The 21,898-nt window shown below is 32.5% G+C and carries 17 protein-coding genes and 3 tRNA genes; 11 read left to right on the top strand and 9 right to left on the bottom strand.

Features of this window, described 5'->3' with window-relative positions; translation table 11 throughout:
- The first annotated feature begins 146 nt into the window (after positions 1 to 146).
- On the top strand, positions 147 to 1,925 hold the full coding sequence (gene argS, locus ABEB18_RS08180) for an arginine--tRNA ligase (protein WP_348798763.1): 1,779 nt from the start codon (positions 147 to 149) through the stop codon (positions 1,923 to 1,925).
- Between the two features lie 91 nt (positions 1,926 to 2,016).
- Here argS and ABEB18_RS08175 read toward each other — a convergent pair whose 3' ends face one another.
- The 3 genes from ABEB18_RS08175 to ABEB18_RS08165 all read right to left on the bottom strand — a co-directional run bounded on the left by ABEB18_RS08175 (position 2,017) and on the right by ABEB18_RS08165 (position 4,215).
- Positions 2,017 to 2,544 carry a hypothetical protein gene (locus tag ABEB18_RS08175; protein ID WP_348798762.1) on the bottom strand — a complete coding sequence of 176 codons (528 nt, stop codon included), beginning with the start codon at positions 2,542 to 2,544 and terminating at the stop codon, positions 2,017 to 2,019.
- Positions 2,545 to 2,935: 391 nt separating this feature from the next.
- Entirely contained in the window at positions 2,936 to 3,286 is a 351-nt protein-coding gene (locus ABEB18_RS08170; RefSeq protein ID WP_348798761.1) for a DUF6686 family protein, read from the bottom strand.
- 11 nt (positions 3,287 to 3,297) lie between these two features.
- A complete protein-coding gene (locus ABEB18_RS08165) occupies positions 3,298 to 4,215 on the bottom strand; it encodes a DUF6607 family protein (RefSeq protein WP_348798760.1) in 918 nt (305 codons plus the stop codon).
- A gap of 103 nt (positions 4,216 to 4,318) precedes the next feature.
- On the opposite strand from ABEB18_RS08165, the gene ABEB18_RS08160 reads away from it, so the two are divergent.
- Together ABEB18_RS08160 and ABEB18_RS08155 are read left to right on the top strand one after the other, a co-directional pair.
- On the top strand, positions 4,319 to 6,466 hold the full coding sequence (locus ABEB18_RS08160; RefSeq protein WP_348798759.1) for a TonB-dependent receptor plug domain-containing protein: 2,148 nt from the start codon (positions 4,319 to 4,321) through the stop codon (positions 6,464 to 6,466).
- Between the two features lie 13 nt (positions 6,467 to 6,479).
- The gene (locus tag ABEB18_RS08155) at positions 6,480 to 7,934 is read left to right on the top strand and encodes an HmuY family protein (protein WP_348798758.1); all 1,455 of its coding nucleotides are present in this window, start codon (positions 6,480 to 6,482) and stop codon (positions 7,932 to 7,934) included.
- Positions 7,935 to 8,386: 452 nt separating this feature from the next.
- Here ABEB18_RS08155 and typA read toward each other — a convergent pair whose 3' ends face one another.
- The gene (gene typA / locus ABEB18_RS08150) at positions 8,387 to 10,183 is read right to left on the bottom strand and encodes a translational GTPase TypA (RefSeq protein ID WP_348798757.1); all 1,797 of its coding nucleotides are present in this window, start codon (positions 10,181 to 10,183) and stop codon (positions 8,387 to 8,389) included.
- 173 nt (positions 10,184 to 10,356) lie between these two features.
- On the opposite strand from typA, the gene ABEB18_RS08145 reads away from it, so the two are divergent.
- Both ABEB18_RS08145 and ABEB18_RS08140 read left to right on the top strand, forming a co-directional pair.
- Positions 10,357 to 12,069, top strand: coding sequence for a PAS domain-containing protein (locus ABEB18_RS08145; protein WP_348798755.1), 1,713 nt, complete (start codon positions 10,357 to 10,359; stop codon positions 12,067 to 12,069).
- 1 nt (position 12,070) lies between these two features.
- On the top strand, positions 12,071 to 12,466 hold the full coding sequence (locus ABEB18_RS08140) for a response regulator (protein WP_348798754.1): 396 nt from the start codon (positions 12,071 to 12,073) through the stop codon (positions 12,464 to 12,466).
- A gap of 51 nt (positions 12,467 to 12,517) precedes the next feature.
- On the opposite strand, the gene rpsT is transcribed toward ABEB18_RS08140, so the two are convergent.
- The 5 genes from rpsT to proS all read right to left on the bottom strand — a co-directional run bounded on the left by rpsT (position 12,518) and on the right by proS (position 14,677).
- Complete coding sequence (gene rpsT / locus ABEB18_RS08135; protein WP_035633930.1) at positions 12,518 to 12,769, bottom strand: 30S ribosomal protein S20; 252 nt, start codon at positions 12,767 to 12,769, stop codon at positions 12,518 to 12,520.
- A 35-nt stretch (positions 12,770 to 12,804) separates the two neighbouring features.
- Positions 12,805 to 12,876: transfer RNA gene (locus ABEB18_RS08130), tRNA-Glu, on the bottom strand.
- 42 nt (positions 12,877 to 12,918) lie between these two features.
- Positions 12,919 to 12,990: transfer RNA gene (locus tag ABEB18_RS08125), tRNA-Glu, on the bottom strand.
- 41 nt (positions 12,991 to 13,031) lie between these two features.
- A tRNA-Glu gene (locus ABEB18_RS08120) sits at positions 13,032 to 13,103 on the bottom strand.
- Positions 13,104 to 13,198: 95 nt separating this feature from the next.
- Positions 13,199 to 14,677 (bottom strand): proline--tRNA ligase, encoded by a 1,479-nt coding sequence (gene proS, locus ABEB18_RS08115; RefSeq protein WP_348798753.1) that lies wholly within the window; start codon positions 14,675 to 14,677, stop codon positions 13,199 to 13,201.
- Between the two features lie 102 nt (positions 14,678 to 14,779).
- Here proS and ABEB18_RS08110 point away from each other — a divergent pair, with 102 nt between their 5' ends.
- The 6 genes from ABEB18_RS08110 to ABEB18_RS08085 all read left to right on the top strand — a co-directional run bounded on the left by ABEB18_RS08110 (position 14,780) and on the right by ABEB18_RS08085 (position 21,800).
- Complete coding sequence (locus tag ABEB18_RS08110) at positions 14,780 to 15,721, top strand: hypothetical protein (protein WP_348798752.1); 942 nt, start codon at positions 14,780 to 14,782, stop codon at positions 15,719 to 15,721.
- Between the two features lie 160 nt (positions 15,722 to 15,881).
- Positions 15,882 to 17,387, top strand: a complete 1,506-nt coding sequence (locus ABEB18_RS08105; RefSeq protein WP_348798751.1) for an OmpP1/FadL family transporter — start codon at positions 15,882 to 15,884, stop codon at positions 17,385 to 17,387.
- A 325-nt stretch (positions 17,388 to 17,712) separates the two neighbouring features.
- The gene (gene rimO, locus ABEB18_RS08100; protein WP_348798750.1) at positions 17,713 to 19,026 is read left to right on the top strand and encodes a 30S ribosomal protein S12 methylthiotransferase RimO; all 1,314 of its coding nucleotides are present in this window, start codon (positions 17,713 to 17,715) and stop codon (positions 19,024 to 19,026) included.
- Between the two features lie 25 nt (positions 19,027 to 19,051).
- A complete protein-coding gene (locus ABEB18_RS08095; RefSeq protein WP_348798749.1) occupies positions 19,052 to 19,519 on the top strand; it encodes a hypothetical protein in 468 nt (155 codons plus the stop codon).
- A 33-nt stretch (positions 19,520 to 19,552) separates the two neighbouring features.
- Positions 19,553 to 20,455 (top strand): N-acetylmuramoyl-L-alanine amidase, encoded by a 903-nt coding sequence (locus tag ABEB18_RS08090; RefSeq protein WP_348798748.1) that lies wholly within the window; start codon positions 19,553 to 19,555, stop codon positions 20,453 to 20,455.
- A gap of 202 nt (positions 20,456 to 20,657) precedes the next feature.
- Positions 20,658 to 21,800, top strand: coding sequence for a DegT/DnrJ/EryC1/StrS family aminotransferase (locus ABEB18_RS08085; protein WP_348798747.1), 1,143 nt, complete (start codon positions 20,658 to 20,660; stop codon positions 21,798 to 21,800).
- The last annotated feature ends 98 nt before the right edge of the window (positions 21,801 to 21,898 follow it).

The following is a 21,898-nucleotide window of genomic DNA, read 5'->3' as shown; positions in this document are numbered from 1 at the left end:
ATTCAAGTCAAAGTATTAGTCTCATTATTTGCTTTTTTGTAACAATCAAAATTAAAAAAACAATGTTTTTTATTGTTGTTTTTTTTCACTTTCGATATTTGGCGAATAAGCCTTATATTTGCAGACTTAAAACACAAAAAGCATCCATGTCATTATCCAATATTCTTACACCATCTATAGAGAAAGCTATTCAAGCTTTATTTAATATTACCGTTGATAAAATTGAGTTCCAAACTACGCGAAAAGAGTTTGAAGGAGACATTACAATGGTCATTTTCCCATTGTTGAAATTGGTAAAAAGCAACCCAGTCGAATTAGGTAATAAAATAGGCGATTATTTGGTAGAGAATGTTCCTGAAGTAGCTCGATTTAACGTGGTTTCGGGGTTTTTAAATATTGTTATTTCTGACAGTTATTATTTAAATTTCTTCAACAACATCAGAAACAGTGAACATTTTGGTTTTGTTACACCTTCGGTAAATGATAAGGCTGTAATGGTCGAATATTCATCGCCAAACACCAACAAACCATTACATTTAGGCCACGTTCGTAATAACCTTTTAGGATATTCCGTTGCTGAAATCATCAAAGCTTCTGGAAAAAAAGTATATAAAACTCAAATCATCAACGATAGAGGAATTCATATTTGCAAGTCGATGTTGGCTTGGCAAAAATTTGGTAATGGCGAAACTCCAGAAAGCACAGGTTTAAAAGGAGACAAATTAGTTGGGAACTATTATGTAGCTTTCGACAAAGCTTACAAAGAAGAAATAAACCAATTACTATCAGAAGGCAAAACCGAAGAAGAAGCCAAAAAAACAGCTCCAATTATTTTAGAAGCACAACAAATGCTTTTGGATTGGGAAAATGGAAAACCTGAAGTTATAGCACTTTGGAAAACAATGAATCAGTGGGTTTATGATGGTTTTGCAACTACTTACACAAATTTGGGAGTAGATTTTGACAAATACTATTACGAAAGTAACACCTATTTATTAGGAAAAGATGTTGTACAAGTTGGATTAGACAAAGGTACTTTCGAAAAAGATCCTGATGGCTCAGTTTGGATTGACTTGACAGACGAAGGTTTAGACAGAAAATTAGTGTTGCGCTCAGATGGAACTGCAGTTTATATGACACAAGATATCGGAACAGCAATTCAACGTGTAAAAGATATGCCAGATGTTGGCGGAATGGTCTATACCGTTGGAAACGAACAAGATTATCACTTCAAAGTATTGTTTTTGATATTAAAAAAACTAGGATTTGACTGGGCTTCAAATCTATATCATTTATCATACGGAATGGTAGATTTACCTTCTGGAAAAATGAAAAGTCGTGAAGGAACCGTGGTCGATGCAGATGATTTAATGCAAGAAATGACCAATACAGCTCAAAAAATCTCGGAAGATTTAGGAAAATTAGATTCTTATTCTGAAGAAGAGAAATCAAAATTATACAATACTATTGGACTTGGAGCTCTTAAATATTACATTTTAAAAGTTGATCCCAAAAAACGAATCTTGTTTAACCCAGAAGAATCGGTTGATTTTGCTGGAAATACCGGTCCTTTTATACAATATACTTATGCCAGAATACAATCCATCATCCGCAAAGCAGATTTTGATTTTACAGCCGATGCCCCATTAGAAAAAATCCATGAAAAAGAGAAAGAGTTAGTAAAACAATTAGAGTTATTTCCAGAAATAATTCAAAATGCAGCTCACAATCATAGTCCAGCTTTAATTGCCAATTTTACCTATGATTTGGTACGTGAGTACAATTCTTTTTATCAAGCCGTTTCTATATTAGGAGAAGCTGATTTAGACAAAAAAATATTCAGAGTTCAACTCTCTAAAAAAGTAGCCGATGTTATAGCGGATGCTTTTAGTTTACTAGGAATAAATGTTCCTGAGCGTATGTAAAATAAGAGGAGGTATATAAAATTAAAAAACGGCTTCCAATTGGAGGTCGTTTTCAATTTAAGGAATCTATTTTTTTTTGTAAAATGCAATTTTAATTCATTGCTAATTCATTGGTTGTTCCTGTTATTTCACCTGTTGGTGTAACCGATACAATTTGAGTTTTATTTCCTTTTTTTAGTTTTAGACTGTATGTTTTTTTCAACATTAGTCCCTTTTCTTGAGAATATTCAAATTTACTTTTTATAATTATCCACTCAGGATATGACAAATAAACAGAATTACTAACCTCTCTTGGTAACTCTACATTTACATATTTTTCAGAAACATTCATTAACACCCCTTTTTCATCGTAGGTTGCTATTAAATACCCCTTTTTATTTTCAAAAGTCACTAAATATTCGTAGAAATTTTTACATTCATCATCTACTTTATATGCAATGAATTCGTTTTGAATATTTCTAACTACTGGATCAGGATTATTATCCGGAATATATTTCTTATTCTGTGAAATTACAACTGTTGGTAATTCTTCAATTTTTACAGCTTCAGTTTTTTTAACTTGTGAATACGTTACTCCAAACATACTTAAGCATAAAGCAAAGGTGATAATAGTTTTCATAATTTTTATTTTTTTATGTTAAATTTCAGATAAAAATATTTTGCCTTTTGACAGTATAAATATATCATCTATTTTTTAAATCACAAAATATTTATTTATCAATTTGATAAAAATTATGTATTTTTTTTACGAATAAAAAAATCAATGCCTTTATTTTTAAATAAAATTTTATGTATATTTATTTTTTTAACATTTTAACTATTTTTTCAAAATCATATTAAATCAAATAATCCATCAAAAGAGAACGTTTGATTGAAATTGATACTAAAAGTGTAAAAATTAACTAAAAAGATAAACCTGATGACTTTGAAAGAGAGTTTAGAATATTGCGATAAAAAAAACCGAACTCTATAAAAAAGTTCGGTTTTTTTGTCTTGCAACTAAAACTAATTCAATTAAAAATAACCCTGTAATCAATCTCTACTGGTTTCAAAATTTTATAACAACTAGCACATTCAATCAAAAAACGTAATTCCTCTAATTCCTTTCGGTTGAGCAAAATAATAAAATTAGATTGCCGTGTTGGAATTGGAATTTTCTTCTCATAAATAGAATGTTTGTATTCTGTTTCCCAATAATCAATATCAATTTGCTCCAAGTAGTTAGAAAAGCTTGTCATTTCTACACTATTCAAATCAAAAGTCAAATTATTAAACAGTAATTGATACATATCTCTTTGCTGGCAATGCATTAAAATGCCATTCGAAGTTCTATTTAATATTCTTAGATTGCATGAACACATAACTCAACTTTTTATTGTTTGATAACAAAAGAATCTATGATAGCATCTACTTCTACTTGAGTAGCAGTTGGTTTTAAATCAAACAAAACAGAGAATAATGATTTCTTGTTTACTTTATTTTGCAAAGCCAAATCTTTATTGTTACCATATACTTTTTCCCATTTAGTTCTCACTTTTAACCAAAGATCTTTGTTGATTTTCCACCAGTTTTGAGCGATTAAACATTTGCTATCGTCAACTTTTGTATAAACATCAAAACCTTTTTCTTCTGCTAATACTGTATCTTTACCATTAGTATCTCTTACAATTTTTTTATTGTCTTGCTCGTGATTCCACCCAGTAGCAGTAATCCAGTGAATATTTCTTCTATTCAATACATTATAATCATTTCTTTTGGTATGCTCTCTTCTTGGTAGAGGCGCATCTGCTGTATTCATCCAATACTTATTTCCATCAATATGAGTCCAGCTTGATGTTCCTTCATATCTAGGACTATCATCTACTTGAAACACTTTTTGTGTCCACTGCCCTTTTACATCTTTTGCCGAAAGTTTGTTGAATTTCCAAGTGTTGTCTTTATAAAACGAGTACAAATCGGTATTCTCATACAACCAATCTTGTCTCCAGTGTTTTACAATATCATTCTCACCAGTTCCAACAATTAGCAAATGTTGCAATACAATTTTGTTTGGTTTATCTTCAACTAACTCTACCCACTCTAAACCTGATTCATGTTTTGTTGTTGATGGTTTATAGTTTACAGTATCTTTTGAATATTCGAACGTTTCGACAAAATTAAATTTCACTTCATAACATCCGCACATAGATTTAATGGCTTTAATGTCTTCTTTTTTCGAATCTTGACTAAATCCTGTTAGAGTTGTAATTGCCATTACGGCAGATAAATAAGCCTTTTTTGTAATCTTCATTTGATTTTTAATTTAAAATTTTTTTACAAATATATAGTTTTATTTAGAACAAATAAAAATAATATTTTACATTTGCCGAAATTATTAAGACTAAATAAAAATAATGAAATACAAGATTACCTTATTTGCAGCGTTTCTTTTTTACCAATCTACTTTTGCTCAAGAGAAAGATTCTACAGCTGTAAATAAGCTTTCAGAAGTAGTAATGACAGGACAACTTAGCCCGCAATCTATAAAAAAATCAGTTTTTAATGTTAGAGTTATTTCTAATAAGGATATCAAAAATCTAGCAGCAAATAATTTATCTGATGTGTTAAATCAATATTTAAATATTACAGTACAAAATAGTGGTAGCGATGGACGTTCAACAGTTTCGATGTTTGGGCTAGATGCTCAATATTTTAAAATATTAGTAGATAACATTCCATTGGTAAGTGATACTGGAATGGGAACCAATATAGATTTAACACAAATAAACCTTGATGATGTAGAACGATTGGAAATTATTGAAGGTTCTATGGGAGTAACGCATGGTGCCAATGCTGTAAGTGGAATTTTAAATATTATTACCAAAAAAAGCGCTGCAAAAAAATGGGAAATTAGTGCTACAGTTCAAGAAGAAACTATAGGAAATGAATACAATTTATCAGACAAAGGACGCCATATTCAATCAATAAAAATTTCACATAACATAAATGATAATTGGTTTATAAATGTAGGTGCAAACCATAATAATTTTAATGGCTTTTATGACAACAAAAAAGGCAAAGATTATGCAGTAAGTGACGGACTAAGAGGCTATAGCTGGCTACCAAAAGAACAATTAGTTGCAAATGCTATGCTTGGTTATCAGAAAAAGAATTTTAATATTTTTTACAAATTCGATTATTATGGCGAGAATGTAGATTATTATAATCCAACTTTGAATCCACAAGATAATTATCCTTTTCCAGAAACATATTATACTAAAGACAGACGATTCATAACCAATCGTTTTTATAACCATTTAAATTCGAATGGAAAATTGTTTTCTAAATTAAATTATAATGTTTCGGTTTCTTATCAAACACAACAACGAGATCAGGAAAATTTCAAATACCAATTAGAAACCCAGGAAGAGTTTGATCTAACAAGAGAAAACTACCAATCTAATAAAGTTTTCTATTCAACCGGAACATTAAGTAATTTCTTTGATAATAAAAAAGTTGACTTTCAGATTGGTTATGAATTTAATAATGAATTAGGGAATGCGTCAGCAACTTCTGGAGCTTTTTTTAATGAAAACAATCAACTAAAAGACATTGAAAAAAGATTAGAGAATTATGATATTTTTACCGTTGCCGAAATTAATCTCTCAGATAAGTTTTCTATTCGACCTGGATTGCGTTATTCATTTCAGACGGTTTTTGATAATCAATATGCAAGCTCTTTAGGTTTGAGATACATATTCAAAAAAGGCTTAGAAACCAGAGCATCTATGGGAAAATCATATCGTACTCCAAATTTTAACGAACTCTACACCTATTTTGTTGATTCTAATCATAACATTCAAGGAAATCCAGATTTAATTCCTGAAAACAGCACTTCTTATGAGGTAAGCTTTAAACGCTCATGCTATTTTGACAGTGGTGCACAAATAGCAAATAATCTTGCTATAACTTTTTTAGATGTTAATGATCGAATAGATATGGTTTTAACGCAAGTACAACCAACGATGAATTATCAATATGTCAATATCAACAAATACAAAATGTGGAATATTTCAACAACAGAGCAATACAGTTATAAAAATTGGAATATAAAATTTGGAGCTGCATTGGTTGGTATTTCTCAAAAATTAGATTTAGCCGCTCTAAATGTTTCATCAGATGATAGATTTTTATACTCTCTACAATTGAATTCAAGTGTAACATATAACATTCCTAAATGGAATACTTTACTGGCATTGTACTACAAATATAACGGAAAACAACAACAGTTTGTAGCTGGAACAAATGATAGTGGTAATGCAGAATTTTATCTTAACGAAATTAATCCTTACAGTTGGATGGATGCCTCGATTAGAAAATCATTTTTTAAAAATAATTTTGAAGTAACAGCTGGAGCTCGCAACCTATTTGATATTACCAATGTGCAACAAATACAGGGTGGAGCAACAGGAGGAGCTCACTCTAGCGGTTCTCCTGATTTGCTCTTAGGCTATGGTCGCTCCTATTATCTTAAACTCACATATAACCTAAATTTTAATTAATATATAAATACACATGAAAAACAAATTTATCTTATTCCTTTCTTTTGCTTTACTAGCTCTCACAGCTTGTAATAATGACGATGATACAGTTGAGCAAACTACAGTTGCTCTCGAAGCTCCCTCGATAAACTTGAGTACCGAAAGTGCAACTACCCCAGTAGTCATAAAATTTGACAAACCAACATCTGAAGCTGGATTACTAACACTAACATTCACAACAACTGGTGTAAATTATGGTATAGATTTTACAACTTCTCCAGCAGCTACAACTTCAACAACTTCAAAAGTAGTAGCATCAACTTCAAACACATTAAAAATACCTTTTGAAAAAAATGCAATATCAGTCACATTTATTTTTAACAAATTAATAGACGCAATAGAAGGCGAAGTAAAAAACGTTACATTCAAAATAACGGATGCTTCAGGAAACATCCAAATTGCCGCAAATAATTCAATTCAAGTAAGCTTCAATGAAACACCTTCTTTGGGTAATGCTTTAGCTCCTGAAGTTGGAGGACCTAACGAACCGAATCAAGTATTCGTAGATCTAAGTACAGGAATGATGACAAACACTTTAAGAACTTCTTGGGATTTAGGTTTTTATACTGGAACAGAATTTAGAGTAATCATTAATAGTACCGTAAGAATGGCTGCCAAACAATTAGAAACTACAAACATTGATGAAGTTCAAGCTGCCGATGACACTATGCTTATTAATCAAGGCCAAGGAATAGCATCTCAAATTGATGATGTTACGGGTGATATTACAAAAACAGCAATTGCAGAGGTTTCTGCAACCGATTCTGAAAATAAAGTTTATTTAATTAATATGGGAAGTAATCCAGCAACTACAACTCCTACTGTAGGAAAAGAAGGAGCTGGAGGAGGAACTTCAAGAGGATGGATGAAAATTAGAATATTAAGAAGTGGAGCTGGTTACAAAATTCAATACGCTACAATTGATGCAACCACACATAACGAGGCGACCATTTCTAAAGATGCTGCATACAACTTTACTTTCTTTAGTCTGTTAGATCAGAAAACAGTAACTGTTGAGCCACAAAAAGCAAAATGGGATTTGAGTTTTACTTCTTTTACAAATACTACTTCTATGGGAGGACCATTAGTTCCGTATTTTTACCCTGATTTTATTTTAAATAATTTGAAAGGTGAAGCAAAAACATACCAAGTCCTTACCTCAGAGTTTACATATGATAATTTTACTTTGGCAAATGTTGACAATGCCAAATTCACAAATGACCAAAGAAATATTGGTTCGAATTGGAGAAGTACAGTAGGAGGAACAAATGCAAATGGAGAACCAATTTCTGGTTTTGCTATCAAACTAGATCGCTTTTTTGTAGTCAAAGATCCTGCAGGAAACTTATATAAAGTTAAATTCACAAGTGGCTTAAGTGATACTGGAGAAAGAGGTTATCCAAAATTCCAATATGCTATTTTGAAATAGAAATAAATATTTTGAGTTGTTAGGTTAGTTTTTTTTATTTTTTTGTAAGAGGCTGTCCCAAGAGGACAGCTTCTTTTGTTTGTAATATTTTTATTTTTTAAATAGCTATCTGGTATAATTGTTCAGTTTGGTCAATTTTGATGAAATCAGCATTTTTTGATGCTTTAAAATTTAATGAAAATGGTTTTAGAAAGTTTTTTATTATTGTCCGGTAAAAAAGACTTTAAAAAGCATTTTTTGGCAAAGTTTCTATTTATACTGATTTTGCAAAATTACACCCTCATAAAGTACTAAGACGCAATTTTTAGGATTTTATTTGCAACTCAAGAAACATCCAAAACCAAGTTTTATTACAGAAGATATAAAGGCATAAAAAATCCCGAAATTTTTTTTTTCGGGATTTTTACTTTTAAGACTTATTGGACAGTCTCTTTGCTATATAACAAACAAAATTAGAATTTAAATCTCTTTCTGTCGTTCTCGCTCAAGTAAATTTTTCTTAAACGTAAAGATTTTGGAGTAACCTCAACATATTCGTCTTTTTGTATATACTCTAAAGCTTCCTCCAATGAGAATTTAATAGCAGGAACGATACGTGCCTTATCATCAGCTCCAGATGAACGTACATTGGTTAATTTTTTCGTTTTAGTAACGTTAACCGTCATATCATCAGAACGAGTGTTTTCTCCAATTACCTGACCTTCATAAATATCTTCATTAGGATCAACAAAGAATTTACCACGATCTTGTAATTTATCAATAGAGTAAGGAATTGCTTTTCCGTTTTCCATAGAAATTAAAGAACCATTATTACGTCCAGGAATCTCACCTTTGTATGGTTCATAACCGATGAAACGGTGTGCCATGATAGCCTCACCAGCAGTAGCCGTAAGTAATTGATTTCTTAAACCGATAATTCCACGAGATGGGATATTAAATTTAACAATCATACGCTCTCCTTTACCTTCCATAGAAAGCATTTCACCTTTACGAATCGTTACAAACTCAACCGCTCTACCTGAAAGGTTTTCTGGCAAATCGATAGTTAATTCTTCGATTGGCTCACATTTTACACCATCAACTTCTTTGATGATTACTTGTGGTTGACCAATTTGAAGTTCATAACCTTCTCTTCTCATAGTTTCAATAAGAACAGATAAATGCAATACTCCACGTCCGAAAACCATGAATTTATCAGCAGAATCGGTATCAGCAACACGCATTGCTAGGTTTTTTTCTAATTCTTTTGTCAATCTCTCACGAATATGTCTAGAAGTAACAAATTTACCTTCTTTACCAAAGAATGGTGAATCGTTAATTGTAAACAACATACTCATTGTTGGCTCATCAATAGCAATAGTTTGCAAAGCTTCAGGATTTTCAAAATCTGCAATTGTATCACCAATTTCAAAACCTTCAACACCTACAACCGCACAAATATCTCCCGCAACAACTTCTTCTACTTTTTTACGTCCAAGACCTTCAAAAGTATGTAATTCTTTTATTCTTGATTTGATAACTTTTCCATCTCTTTTTACCAAAGAAATAGGCATTCCCTCTTTCAACACGCCTCTTTCTAAACGACCAATTGCAATACGTCCTGTAAAAGAAGAGAAATCCAATGAAGTAATTAACATTTGTGGAGTCCCCTCAGAAACTTTAGGAGCAGGAACATTTTTGATAACCATGTCTAACAATGGTTCGATGTTTTGAGTTTGAACTTTCCAATCTTCAGACATCCAGTTGTTTTTAGCAGAACCATAAACAGTTGGAAAATCCAATTGCTCTTCAGTAGCTCCCAATTCAAACATTAAATCAAAAACTTTTTCGTGAACCTCTTCTGGAGTACAGTTTTCTTTATCCACTTTATTAATAACCACACACGGTTTAAGGCCTAAGTCAATTGCTTTTTGCAATACAAAACGCGTTTGCGGCATCGGCCCTTCAAAAGCATCTACTAATAAACATACACCATCGGCCATGTTCAATACACGTTCTACTTCTCCTCCAAAATCGGCGTGACCAGGAGTGTCAATAATATTGATTTTTGTTCCTTTATATTGAACAGAAACGTTTTTTGAAGTAATAGTAATACCTCTTTCACGCTCTAAATCGTTATTATCAAGAATTAAATCACCTGTGTTTTCGTTGTCACGAAATAATTGACAGTGATACATAATTTTATCAACCAAAGTGGTTTTACCGTGATCGACGTGGGCAATAATTGCAATGTTTCTAATAGCTTCCATCTGTGATTTTTAATGGGTGCAAAGGTACACTTTATTTTGATATAAAAAACCTTTGAGCAATTGTTTGCTATTTTGTTTACAATTAGATAATTACAATTTCGACCTCTCAACAATATCTGGATAAATTTAAATTGATTTTAAAAAAATTAACATTAAATAATTATATTTGATTAATGAAAAAAAAATCTGACCAAATAACCATAACTTATATCGTATCAGCACTATTTATAGCTATCATAAGCTTTAAATTGGGCAAACAAAATTCGCCTAATTTAAACTTTTACAATTACACTTTTTGCAAAGACATTATCTTCATAATTACCACTGGTCTTATTTTTAGATACATCTTATCCAAAAATGATAAAAGAAACAACGAAATCTACAACAACCTAAAACAAGTCAATAATAAACTAAGGGAATCTAACGAAAAATACGATATTGTAACAAAGGCGACCAGCGACACTATTTGGGATTGGAAAATACAAGAAGACAAGTTTACCTGGAACAAAGGAATCAAAGGCATTTTTGGCTACAAACAAGATCAGATAGAAAACAATTCTAAATGGTGGTTTAGTAATATTCACCCCGAAGACAGCGTCAAAATGTCTGTAAAACTGTATTCTTTTTTGGAGCAAAAAACCGAAAAATGGCAAGACGAATACCGCTTTAAATGTGCTGATAACACATACAAATATGTCCTTGACAGAGGATTTATTTTAAAAGATCAAAACAACCAAGCCATCAGAATGATTGGATCAATTCAAGACATTACCAAACAAAAAGAAGAAGAAAATAGACTAAAATTATTAGAAACCGTCTTTACAGAAGCCCGAGATTCAATTTTCATTACTCAAGCCACTTCAGATGTACATCAAATTCCTAAAATAGTGTATGCAAATCCCGCTTTTAGCAAAATGTCAGGCTATAGACATTCTGAAATCATAGGGAAATCACCAATTTATTTTACAGGAGAGAAAACAAACGAAAAAGCAATAAAAAAAATCAGAGAAGCTATCCAAAACAAGTCCGAATGCTCTCTAGAAATCACTTTGTACAAAAAAAACAAAAGCGAATACCAAGTTAGACTCTCATTAATTCCTGTTTACAATACTGAACAAAATCTATCACACTGGATATCCATACAAAGAGACATCACCGAAGAAAAAAAATCAGAAGAAGAAAAAGAAATCCTTATAAATGAATTAATACGAAACAACAAAGACTTAAAACAATTCTCCTATATCACTTCACACAACTTAAGAGCCCCCCTATCAAACCTGACTGGCCTTTTAAACCTTATCGACGATTTCGCAATAGAAGATCCTGAGTTAAAAGAAATCCTAAGCGGATTCAAAATCTCAACCAATCAACTCAATCAAACAATTAATGATCTTACCAAAGTAATCACGATAAAAGACAACATTCAAATAAAAAATGAAGAAATAGAAATTCGAGAGATTTTTAAAAACATCCAAAACCAATTAACAATTAAAATCGAAAACATAAAACCTCAAATAAATATAAACTTTGGAAATGTCACCAAAGTCAATACAAATAAATCGTATCTTGAAAGCATTTTACTAAACCTATTTACCAATTCATTTAAATATAGATCTCACAATAGACCTTTAGTTTTAAATATTGATCTCTCAATAACCGATCAAATTGTTACCATTCATTTTCAGGATAACGGCATCGGAATTGATTTGGAAAAACACAAAAATAAAATCTTTGGCCTCTATCAAAGATTCCACAATCTTCCAGACAGTAAAGGATTAGGCTTATTTTTAGTAAAATCACAAATAAAAACTATGGGAGGCGATATCAGCATTCAAAGCGAAGTTGAAAAAGGAACAAAATTTTCATTAACATTTAAATCTAATTAGAATGTTAAACTCAATAATATGCATAGATGACGACCCTGTAACACTTATGCTTTTTAAAAAAATAGCTCAAAAAGCTTCTTTTGCAAAAAAAATAATTGAAGCTTCTAATGGAGAAGAAGCCATTAATGTATTAAACAATATTAGTAAAACTGAAACAAAACCCGAGTTGATTTTTTTAGATCTCAATATGCCCATAATTAGCGGCTGGGAATTTCTCGACATTTTCAACAGTTCCCATTACCAGAGCTTAAACAATACCAAAATAATTATTTTAACTTCAACAATTGACCCAGAGGACATCAAAAAATCTAAAAAATATCCCAATGTCATTGAGTTTTTTTCCAAACCCATAACAATTGAAATGCTAAACTATTTAAAAAATAAAATTAAATTATAGCCAAAAAAAAAGCTCCTTTAAAAAAGGAGCTTTTGATTAATTTTATATGTATTACAATTTAGCAACATGTTTAGTTAACTTAGACTTTAAGTTTGAAGCTTTGTTATCATGAATAATGTTTTTCTTAGCCAATTTATCAATCATAGAAATTACACTTGATAATTTAGCAGTAGCATCAGCTTTATCAGTTGCAATTCTTAATGCTTTAATAGCATTACGAGTAGTTTTATGTTGGTATCTATTTAATACTCTTCTCTTTTCGTTACTTCTAATTCTTTTTAGAGCTGATTTATGATTTGCCATTGTATTATTTTTTATCTTAATTATTTCATTTTTTGTAGTCCGTAAGGGAATCGAACCCCTGTTACCAGAATGAAATTCTGGCGTCCTAACCCCTAGACGAACGGACCATTATCCCTCTAAGTTCGGAACTTTCTAGATCAAAAAAATTGTAGTCCGTGGGGGAATCGAACCCCCCTTACCAGGATGAAAACCTGGCGTCCTAACCGATAGACGAACGGACCTCTTATTTTATTATCAGAACTTTTAATCTAAATACTTCTTGTAGTCCGTGGGGGAATCGAACCCCCCTTACCAGGATGAAAACCTGGCGTCCTAACCGATAGACGAACGGACCGTTGTTTCTTCAACAACACTACTTCTGTAATGCGGATGCAAAAATACAACTATTTTTCGTTTGCGCAATAGCTAAACACATTTTTTTTTATTTTTTTAATATGCTTTAGCAAAAAGCACTCTCCCAACCGATGCTTTCCCAGTAAACACACAGCTTCCAGCTTGTTCTACTCTGTCCAAAGGAATACATCTAATTGTAGCTTTAGTCAACTCCTTAATCTTCTCTTCTGTCTCCGCAGTCCCATCCCAATGAGCTGATACAAAGCCCCCTTCGCCTTCTAAAACAGCTTTAAACTCATCAAAATTATTAACTTCTGTAATATGTGTATTTCTATAATTTAATGCTTTTTCGAACAAATCTTTTTGAATTTGCTCTAACAAATCACCAATATATGTTGTTATACCATCTTTAGAAACCACTTCTTTTGTCAAAGTATCTCTTCTTGCAACTTCAAAAGTCCCATTTTCTAAATCCTTTGGTCCAACTGCAATTCTAACAGGAACCCCTTTTAATTCCCATTCTGCAAATTTAAATCCTGGCTTTTGAGTCGTTCTATCATCAAATTTTACGGAAATATTTAATTTTCGCAAAGCTTTAACCAAAACATCTACTTCAGCAGAGATAGAAGCCAATTGCTCATCACTCTTATATATAGGAACGATCACTACCTGAATCGGAGCTAAATTTGGAGGCAATACCAATCCTTGATCATCCGAATGCGTCATAACTAACGCTCCCATTAATCGTGTAGAAACCCCCCAAGATGTCCCCCAAACATATTCTTGCTTCCCTTCGGCGTTAGCAAATTTCACATCAAATGCTTTTGCGAAATTTTGCCCTAAAAAATGAGAAGTCCCTGCCTGCAAAGCTTTACCATCTTGCATCAAAGCTTCAATACAATATGTTTCTTCTGCCCCAGCAAAACGCTCGGTTTCTGTTTTCAATCCTTTTATAACAGGAATAGCCATAAAATCCTCTACAAAATCAGCATAAACGTTCATCATTTTCTCAGATTCTTCTATAGCTTCTTGTCTTGTAGCATGTGCAGTATGTCCCTCTTGCCATAAAAACTCAGCTGTTCGCAAAAACAATCTAGTTCTCATTTCCCAACGCACCACATTAGCCCATTGATTTATTAACAAAGGTAAATCTCTATAGGATTGCACCCATCCTTTATATGTTGACCAAATTATAGCTTCACTAGTAGGACGAACAATCAATTCCTCTTCAAGCTTAGCATTTGGATCTACCATTAACTTTCCTGCTCGATCAGGATCTGTTTTCAAACGATAATGAGTTACAATTGCACATTCTTTCGCAAATCCTTCAGCATTTTTCTCTTCCGCTTCAAACATACTTTTGGGAACAAACAACGGAAAATAAGCATTTTGATGTCCTGTTTCCTTAAACTTTTTATCAAGTTCTGCTTGCATTTTTTCCCATATAGCATACCCATAAGGTTTTATCACCATACAACCTCTAACCCCTGAATTTTCTGCTAAATCGGCCTTTACTACCAACTCATTGTACCATTTCGAATAATCTTCTGCTCTTGTTGTTAGGTTCTTGCTCATTTTAAATAATTTGGCATAATATTTGTTTCTTAATAATTTAACTAAATAATTACGCAAAACTAACTAATTTTGTATTGTCCAACAATAAAATAATCTACCGAAATGAAAACAAATGCATTAATAAGTCAAAAAGCCCCGCTTTATTTTCTAATTGGATTAATTGGCTTGATGATGTCCTCTTGCGGGTCTTATCAAAACAGTTCCTATTATGACAGTGATGGTGTTTATGCATCAAATGGAGAAAAAGTAGTTATAAAGGACAACCAACCCTCAGCTAACTCTATTCAATACAAAGCATATTTTAATTCCTTACAAACTACAGAAGATTCAACCGATATATTTACCGATGTAAATAGCTATAATAGTGGTTACGATATAGAAAATGATTCTATACAAGCGCCATCAACAGGCTATTCTGCTTGGGGAAGCTCTCCTGAACAAACCACAATTACTGTTTATCCTGATAATTATTGGTCATTCGGATTTGGTTGGGGATACCCTTATTACGGATGGGGTTACCCATACTATGGTTGGGGCTACCCATATTATGGCTGGGGATATCCTGGCTATGGCTGGGGGTATCCAGGTTACGGTTGGGGTTATCCAGGTTATGGATATCCAGTAGTATCACCTTACTCTTATAATTATAGCCGAAGAGGCTCTTCATATAGAGGCGGTTACAACAACACTAGAATCACTGCTTACAACAGAAATAATATTACAAGCAGAAATAGTTTCACAAATAGAAATAGCGTTTATAGTAGAAACAGCTCCAATAATATCGTAAACAGAAGAGTTCCTACTTACACTAACAGAAATAGTTCTTCAAACTACAACGTAACCTCAAGAAACTCCAGTATCAACCAATCTAGAAGAAATAGCAGTTACACTCAAAGCAGAACAAATAGTTCATATCAAAATTCGCAAAGAAGTTACACCCCAAGCAATAATTCTTATAGAAGTAGTGGCAGTAGTATGTCTAGCGGAAGAATGTCTAGTGGTGGTGGCGGTGGAAGAATGTCTGGAGGTGGAGGAAGAAGATAACCCCCTTTTTACCAACAAACCATTCATATCAAATTCTTAAAACCCAAACGTGCTAACGACTAATCAAAATCGTTAGCACATACAACGTAGCCAATTCAGTCTCAAATTTAAACTGGATATTCAAATTATCAATAATTAATTCACCTTAAGCCTTACCCCCATGAAAAAAAATCTCTTGTTATTTTTAGCAATTGGACTGATAACTCCTATCGTACATTCACAGGAAATCAAAGATGCTTTGCGTTATGCCAAAAGCGATTTACAAGGAACAGCTCGCTTTACCTCTATGAGTGGCGCTTTTGGAGCTTTAGGAGGAGATTTATCTTCTTTACAGGTAAATCCTGCTGGATCAGCAGTTTTCAACAACAATCAATTTGCCACTACAATGGGATTTTATGACATTAAAAACAACTCTAATTATTTTGAGACTGCAAGTTCTGCAAGCCAAAATAATTTTGATCTCAATCAAGCTGGTGGTGTTTTTGTTTTTAAAACTAGAAATCCCAACAACGCATTAACTAAAATTTCTTTTGCAATCAATTATGAAAACACCAACAACTTTGATAATTCATTGTTTTCAACTGGCGTTAGTCCTTTAAAATCAATAGATGGTTATTTTATAAGTTACGCAAATGGTGTCCCATTGGGGTTATTAGAAAATGGTTATTATGCAGATTTAGACAATGGAGATCAACAAGCATTTCTGGGCTATCAAGCTTACATAATTAACCCCGTAACAGAGGACGAAAACAATACTTTATACACTTCTAACGTAAGGTCTGGAGGAAATTATTACCAAACCAGCAGCACATATACTAGTGGTTACAACGGAAAATTAATTTTTAATAGTGGTGTACAAATCAAAGACTTTCTATTTCTAGGACTTAACCTAAATTCTCATTTTACTGATTATATAAAAAATACAAACTTTTACGAATCCAACAATAATGACTTAGATACAAATTACGAGGTTCAAAGTTTAAATTTTTCAAACAGTTTACATACTTATGGCTCTGGATTTTCTTTTCAAGTTGGTGCCATTGCAAAATTAACTCAAGCGGTACGCGTAGGATTATCATATGAGTCCCCTACATGGTACAATTTGAGAGATGAATTATCACAAAGACTGTCATCTATAAGCAGCAATAACGTAAACTCGCTACCTCCAGATGTTGTAGATCCATTTGTAATTAATTATTACGCTCCTTATGAATTGCGCACCCCTGGCAGCTTAAGCGGAAGTTTCGCTTACGTTTTTGGAAAAACAGGTTTAATAAGTATTGATTACAAATATAAAGATTACAGTTGCACTCAATTTGAACCAGAAAACGATCCGTATTTTAGATCTCTTAACGATATCATGCAAAATACACTTGGCAGTTCGAGCGAAATAAGAATTGGAGGCGAATACCGAATACAAAACTTAAAACTTAGAGGAGGTTATCGATTTGAAGGAAGTCCTTATAAAAATACATCAATGATTGGTGATTTAAATAGTTTCTCTGGTGGTTTTGGTTATAGTTTTGGAGCAATAAAACTTGACTTTTCTTATGTTCACGCACATTTAATCTATCGAGATCAGTTTTTTGCACAAGGTTTTACAGAAAGTGCAAGAATCAACACCAGCAAAAACAATTACACTATGACTTTTACCTTTGAGATGTAAAAGAAAACCAATATTACAGAAACAGGAAACCATTTTTGAGCAATTCGAAATGGTTTTTTTTTCATGTCATAACTGACAAATCCAAATGTTTGTTCCTAGCCCCGATAGGAGTGAAAATCTCCCGATTTAGAAAAACAATAATACTAAAGTCTAGTTTTTTTCTAAATCGGGAATTGTAACGGATAGCGGGAACCATATTTACAAAAAAAACTTATTGTTTTTGCTCCAAATAAAAACAAAACAAGGCATTTTGAAAGAAAGAGGCAAGGTTTCAGCAAAAAATTGTAATTTTGCCCATTCCTAAATGATAAGGAATATAATATTTATGAGAACGAAGTCTTTAAAAAAGAACAAAATAAACGTGATCACTCTTGGGTGTTCAAAAAATGTGTATGATAGCGAAGTCCTAATGGGGCAACTTCGTGCGAGTGGAAAAGAGGTTACTCACGAAGCCAAAGCTGAAGATGAAGGAAACATTATCGTTATAAATACTTGTGGATTTATTGACAATGCCAAAGCAGAATCAGTAAATATGATTTTAGAATATGCTGACAAAAAAGACAGAGGACTAGTTGATAAAGTTTTTGTAACAGGATGTTTATCTGAAAGATACAAGCCAGATTTAGAAAAAGAAATACCAAATGTGGATCAGTTTTTTGGCACGACTGAATTACCATCATTACTAAAAGCTTTAGGAGCCGATTACAAACATGAATTACTTGGAGAACGTATGACAACGACTCCAAAGAATTATGCTTACTTGAAAATTTCGGAAGGTTGCGATAGACCTTGCAGTTTTTGTGCCATTCCTTTGATGAGAGGAAAAAACGTTTCGCAAACTATTGAAAAATTAGTAAAAGAAGCTGAAGGATTAGCAAGAGATGGTGTAAAAGAATTGATCTTAATTGCTCAAGATTTGACCTATTACGGTCTTGATCTGTATAAGAAAAGAGCACTTGGAGAATTATTAGAAGCCTTGGTTAAAGTAGAAGGTATAGAATGGATTCGTTTGCACTACGCCTTCCCTACTGGTTTCCCGATGGATGTTCTCGAAATCATGAAACGTGAACCTAAAATTTGCAAGTATATCGATATTCCGCTGCAACACATTGCTGATTCGGTTTTAAAGTCAATGCGCCGCGGAACAACTCAAGAAAAAACAACAAAACTTTTAAAAGACTTTAGAGAAGCTGTCCCTGGAATTGCAATTAGAACAACCTTGATTGTTGGTTATCCAGGAGAAACTCAAGAAGACTTTAACATCTTAAAAGATTTTGTTCAAGAAATGAAATTTGACCGAATGGGATGTTTTGCCTATTCACACGAAGAAAACACACATGCTTTTTTACTCGAAGATGATGTTCCTGCCGATGTAAAACAAGATCGAGCTAACGAAATAATGGAAATACAATCTCAAATTTCATGGGATTTGAACCAAGAAAAAGTAGGCAAAACCTACAGATGTATTATTGACAGAAAAGAAGGAGGGCATTTTGTAGGTCGAACAGAGTTTGACAGCCCTGATGTAGATAACGAAGTTTTAATAGACGCAACAAAACATTATGTAAAAACAGGTGAATTTGCAATGATTAAAATAATAGAAGCCACAGAATTTGATTTATACGGAGAACCAGTTTAAAATTTAATTTATCAAGATCTTATTTATGAAAGCATTTAAAACAATTGTATTTATAGTTTTTGGATTCTTATCGGCAAACACTATTTCCGCTCAATACTACAATGGGTACGGAAATGGATATAGCAATGGATATGGTTACGGAAATAACGGCTATGGCAGAAACCAAATGAATCAAATGCCATCTCAGCCAAGTGCACCAAAACCAGTTCCTGTTGAAGAAACCGCTGCAAAAATTGTAGCTTACTACAAAAAAGAACTCAACTTAGATGCTTTACAAGAAGTCGTGCTAACAAATATTTATACGAAATCTCTAAAAAAAGAAGAGATTTTGATGAAAAAAGAAATTAGTGACGAAGAAAAAAAAGAGGAATACAAAGTCCTAAATGACATGACCGAAATGGAGATAATCGGAGTACTAAATAAAGATCAAAAAGAAAAATTCAAAAACTTGATTGAGGACAGAAAAAGCAAAATGGAAGCAAGAAAAAGATAAAAATTTTGTAACTCAACACTTTGACTAAAACCAATGAAAAATTACTTCTACTATATAATTGTTATTCTTTTTGCTACTTCTTGTGGTACAAATCCAAATAAAGCCAACGAAAAAGTTTACAACGAACAAATAAACACTTTAAAAGAAACTATAGCCGCTAAAGAAGCTCAGCCTTTAAAAAACGAACCATTAGTAGTTATTGATAGCGTAGCTTATCGTTACAATCAACAGTTGATAAATTATAAAGACACAATTTCAAAAATAGACAGCAAACTTTTACAAGATGGTATTGTTTCAGAATGGGTCGGTACAGTAAATTTTAATTTAAGGAAACCAAATTTCATCATTCTTCATCATACAGCACAAGATTCTGTACAACAAACCTTAAAGACATTTACTTTAAAACACACTAATGTAAGTGCTCACTATGTAATTTCGAGAGACGGAAAAGTAATTCATATGCTCAATGACTACCTTAGAGCATGGCATGCAGGAAACGGATCCTGGGGAAAAAACACTGATCTAAACTCTAGCTCTATCGGGATTGAATTAGACAATAACGGGAGCGAACCATTTTCGGACACTCAAATAAATTCTCTTTTGGCCTTATTAACCAAATTAAAAAAAGACTACAATATCCCGACTCAAAATTTCATTGGTCACGCAGATATTGCTCCAACTAGAAAAAAAGATCCAAGCGCTTTGTTTCCTTGGAAATTATTAGCTCTAAATGGTTTTGGACTATGGCCAGACGAAGTCCTTCCTTGTCCACCATCAGATTTCAATGTAGAACAAGGATTAAAGGTAATTGGTTATGATACCAAAAATCTTTCAGCTGCAATTACCGCATTTAAACTTCATTATATACAAACAGAAGTAAATGATGTTTTGGATGAAAAAACAATAAACACGATCTATTCTATATATATAAAATAATATTTTCAACTTATACTTGAACGCTTTTTGACTTATCCAAAAAGCGTTTCTTTTTTATTCTAAAACTATATTCAAAATTCTTATTTTAAACTTTCTTTTTTCTCAATTTAAATTAAATTTGAAGTTGTAGCTGCGCTATAATTTTTTATTTACAAAACACACAAATTGATTATAAATTAAGAACAAAAGTTACATCCAAAGCATGACGAATACCAAAATATGGCTTTCCTCGCCACATATGGGAGGTAGTGAACTTAACTATATACAAAATGCTTTCGACTCTAATTGGATTGCACCAATCGGGGAAAACATAACTGAATTTGAAAAAGATATAGAAAATTACCTATCAAGCCCTGTTTTTGTAACCACTCTAAACTCAGCAACAGCTGCCATACATTTGGGTTTAATTCTTTTGGATGTAAAACAAAATGATGTTGTCATTTGCCAATCATTAACCTTTGCTGCATCTGCAAATCCCATTTTATACTTAGGAGCTACTCCAATTTTTATTGATAGCGAATTAGAAACCTGGAATCTATGCCCTATTGCATTAGAAAAAGCAATTTTGGATTCCATTTCAAAAGGACAAATGCCCAAAGCAATCATAACAGTCCACTTATATGGTGTTCCTTATAAAATAGACGAAATTAGAGGCATTGCCAACAAATACAAAATTCCAATTCTTGAAGATAGTGCAGAAGCATTGGGAAGCCTATATAAAGGTAAAAAGTGTGGTACTTTTGGAGATATTAGCGTTTTTTCATTCAACGGAAATAAAATCATTACCACCTCGGGAGGCGGTGCCATTATAACCCCTAATCTTCAACTCAAGAAAAAAGTTGAATTCTTAGCATCACAAGCCAAAGACAATGAAGCCCATTATCAACATAGCGAATTGGGATACAATTATCAAATGAGTAACATTTGTGCAGGAATTGGTCGTGGCCAAATGAAAGTTCTTGACGAACATATTAGATTACGAAGAAGTATGCATCAATTTTATGTAACCCTCTTTGAAAACACACCTGGCATTACCGTTTTTTCTACAACCAACAAAGACATTTTTTGCAATTATTGGCTAACTTCTATACTAATAGATCCCAATAAAACCAAAAACGGTATTAATCGTGAAACCATACGACTTGCCTTATTAGATTCGAACATAGAAAGCAGACCATTGTGGAAACCAATGCATCTTCAACCTTTATATAAAAAGTATCCCTTTTATGGAAATAATGTTGCCGAAATGTTATTTAAAAATGGGCTAAGCCTACCTTCAAGCTCAAATTTGACTGATACAGACAAGGAGAGAATAAGGTCTGTTTTTATTAAATTACTACAATAATCTAACAAAACCATCATTCTTTTTTGACCACATTACCAAAAAAAAAGCTGCCAAAACCACTGAGGATTCTGACAGCAAAAAAAAAATATCTTGTAATA

The organism is Flavobacterium adhaerens (assembly GCF_040045115.1).
GTDB classification, from domain to species: domain Bacteria; phylum Bacteroidota; class Bacteroidia; order Flavobacteriales; family Flavobacteriaceae; genus Flavobacterium; species Flavobacterium adhaerens.
Note: the sequence above shows the minus strand (reverse complement) of the source record. Positions and strands in the feature narration are given on the sequence as shown.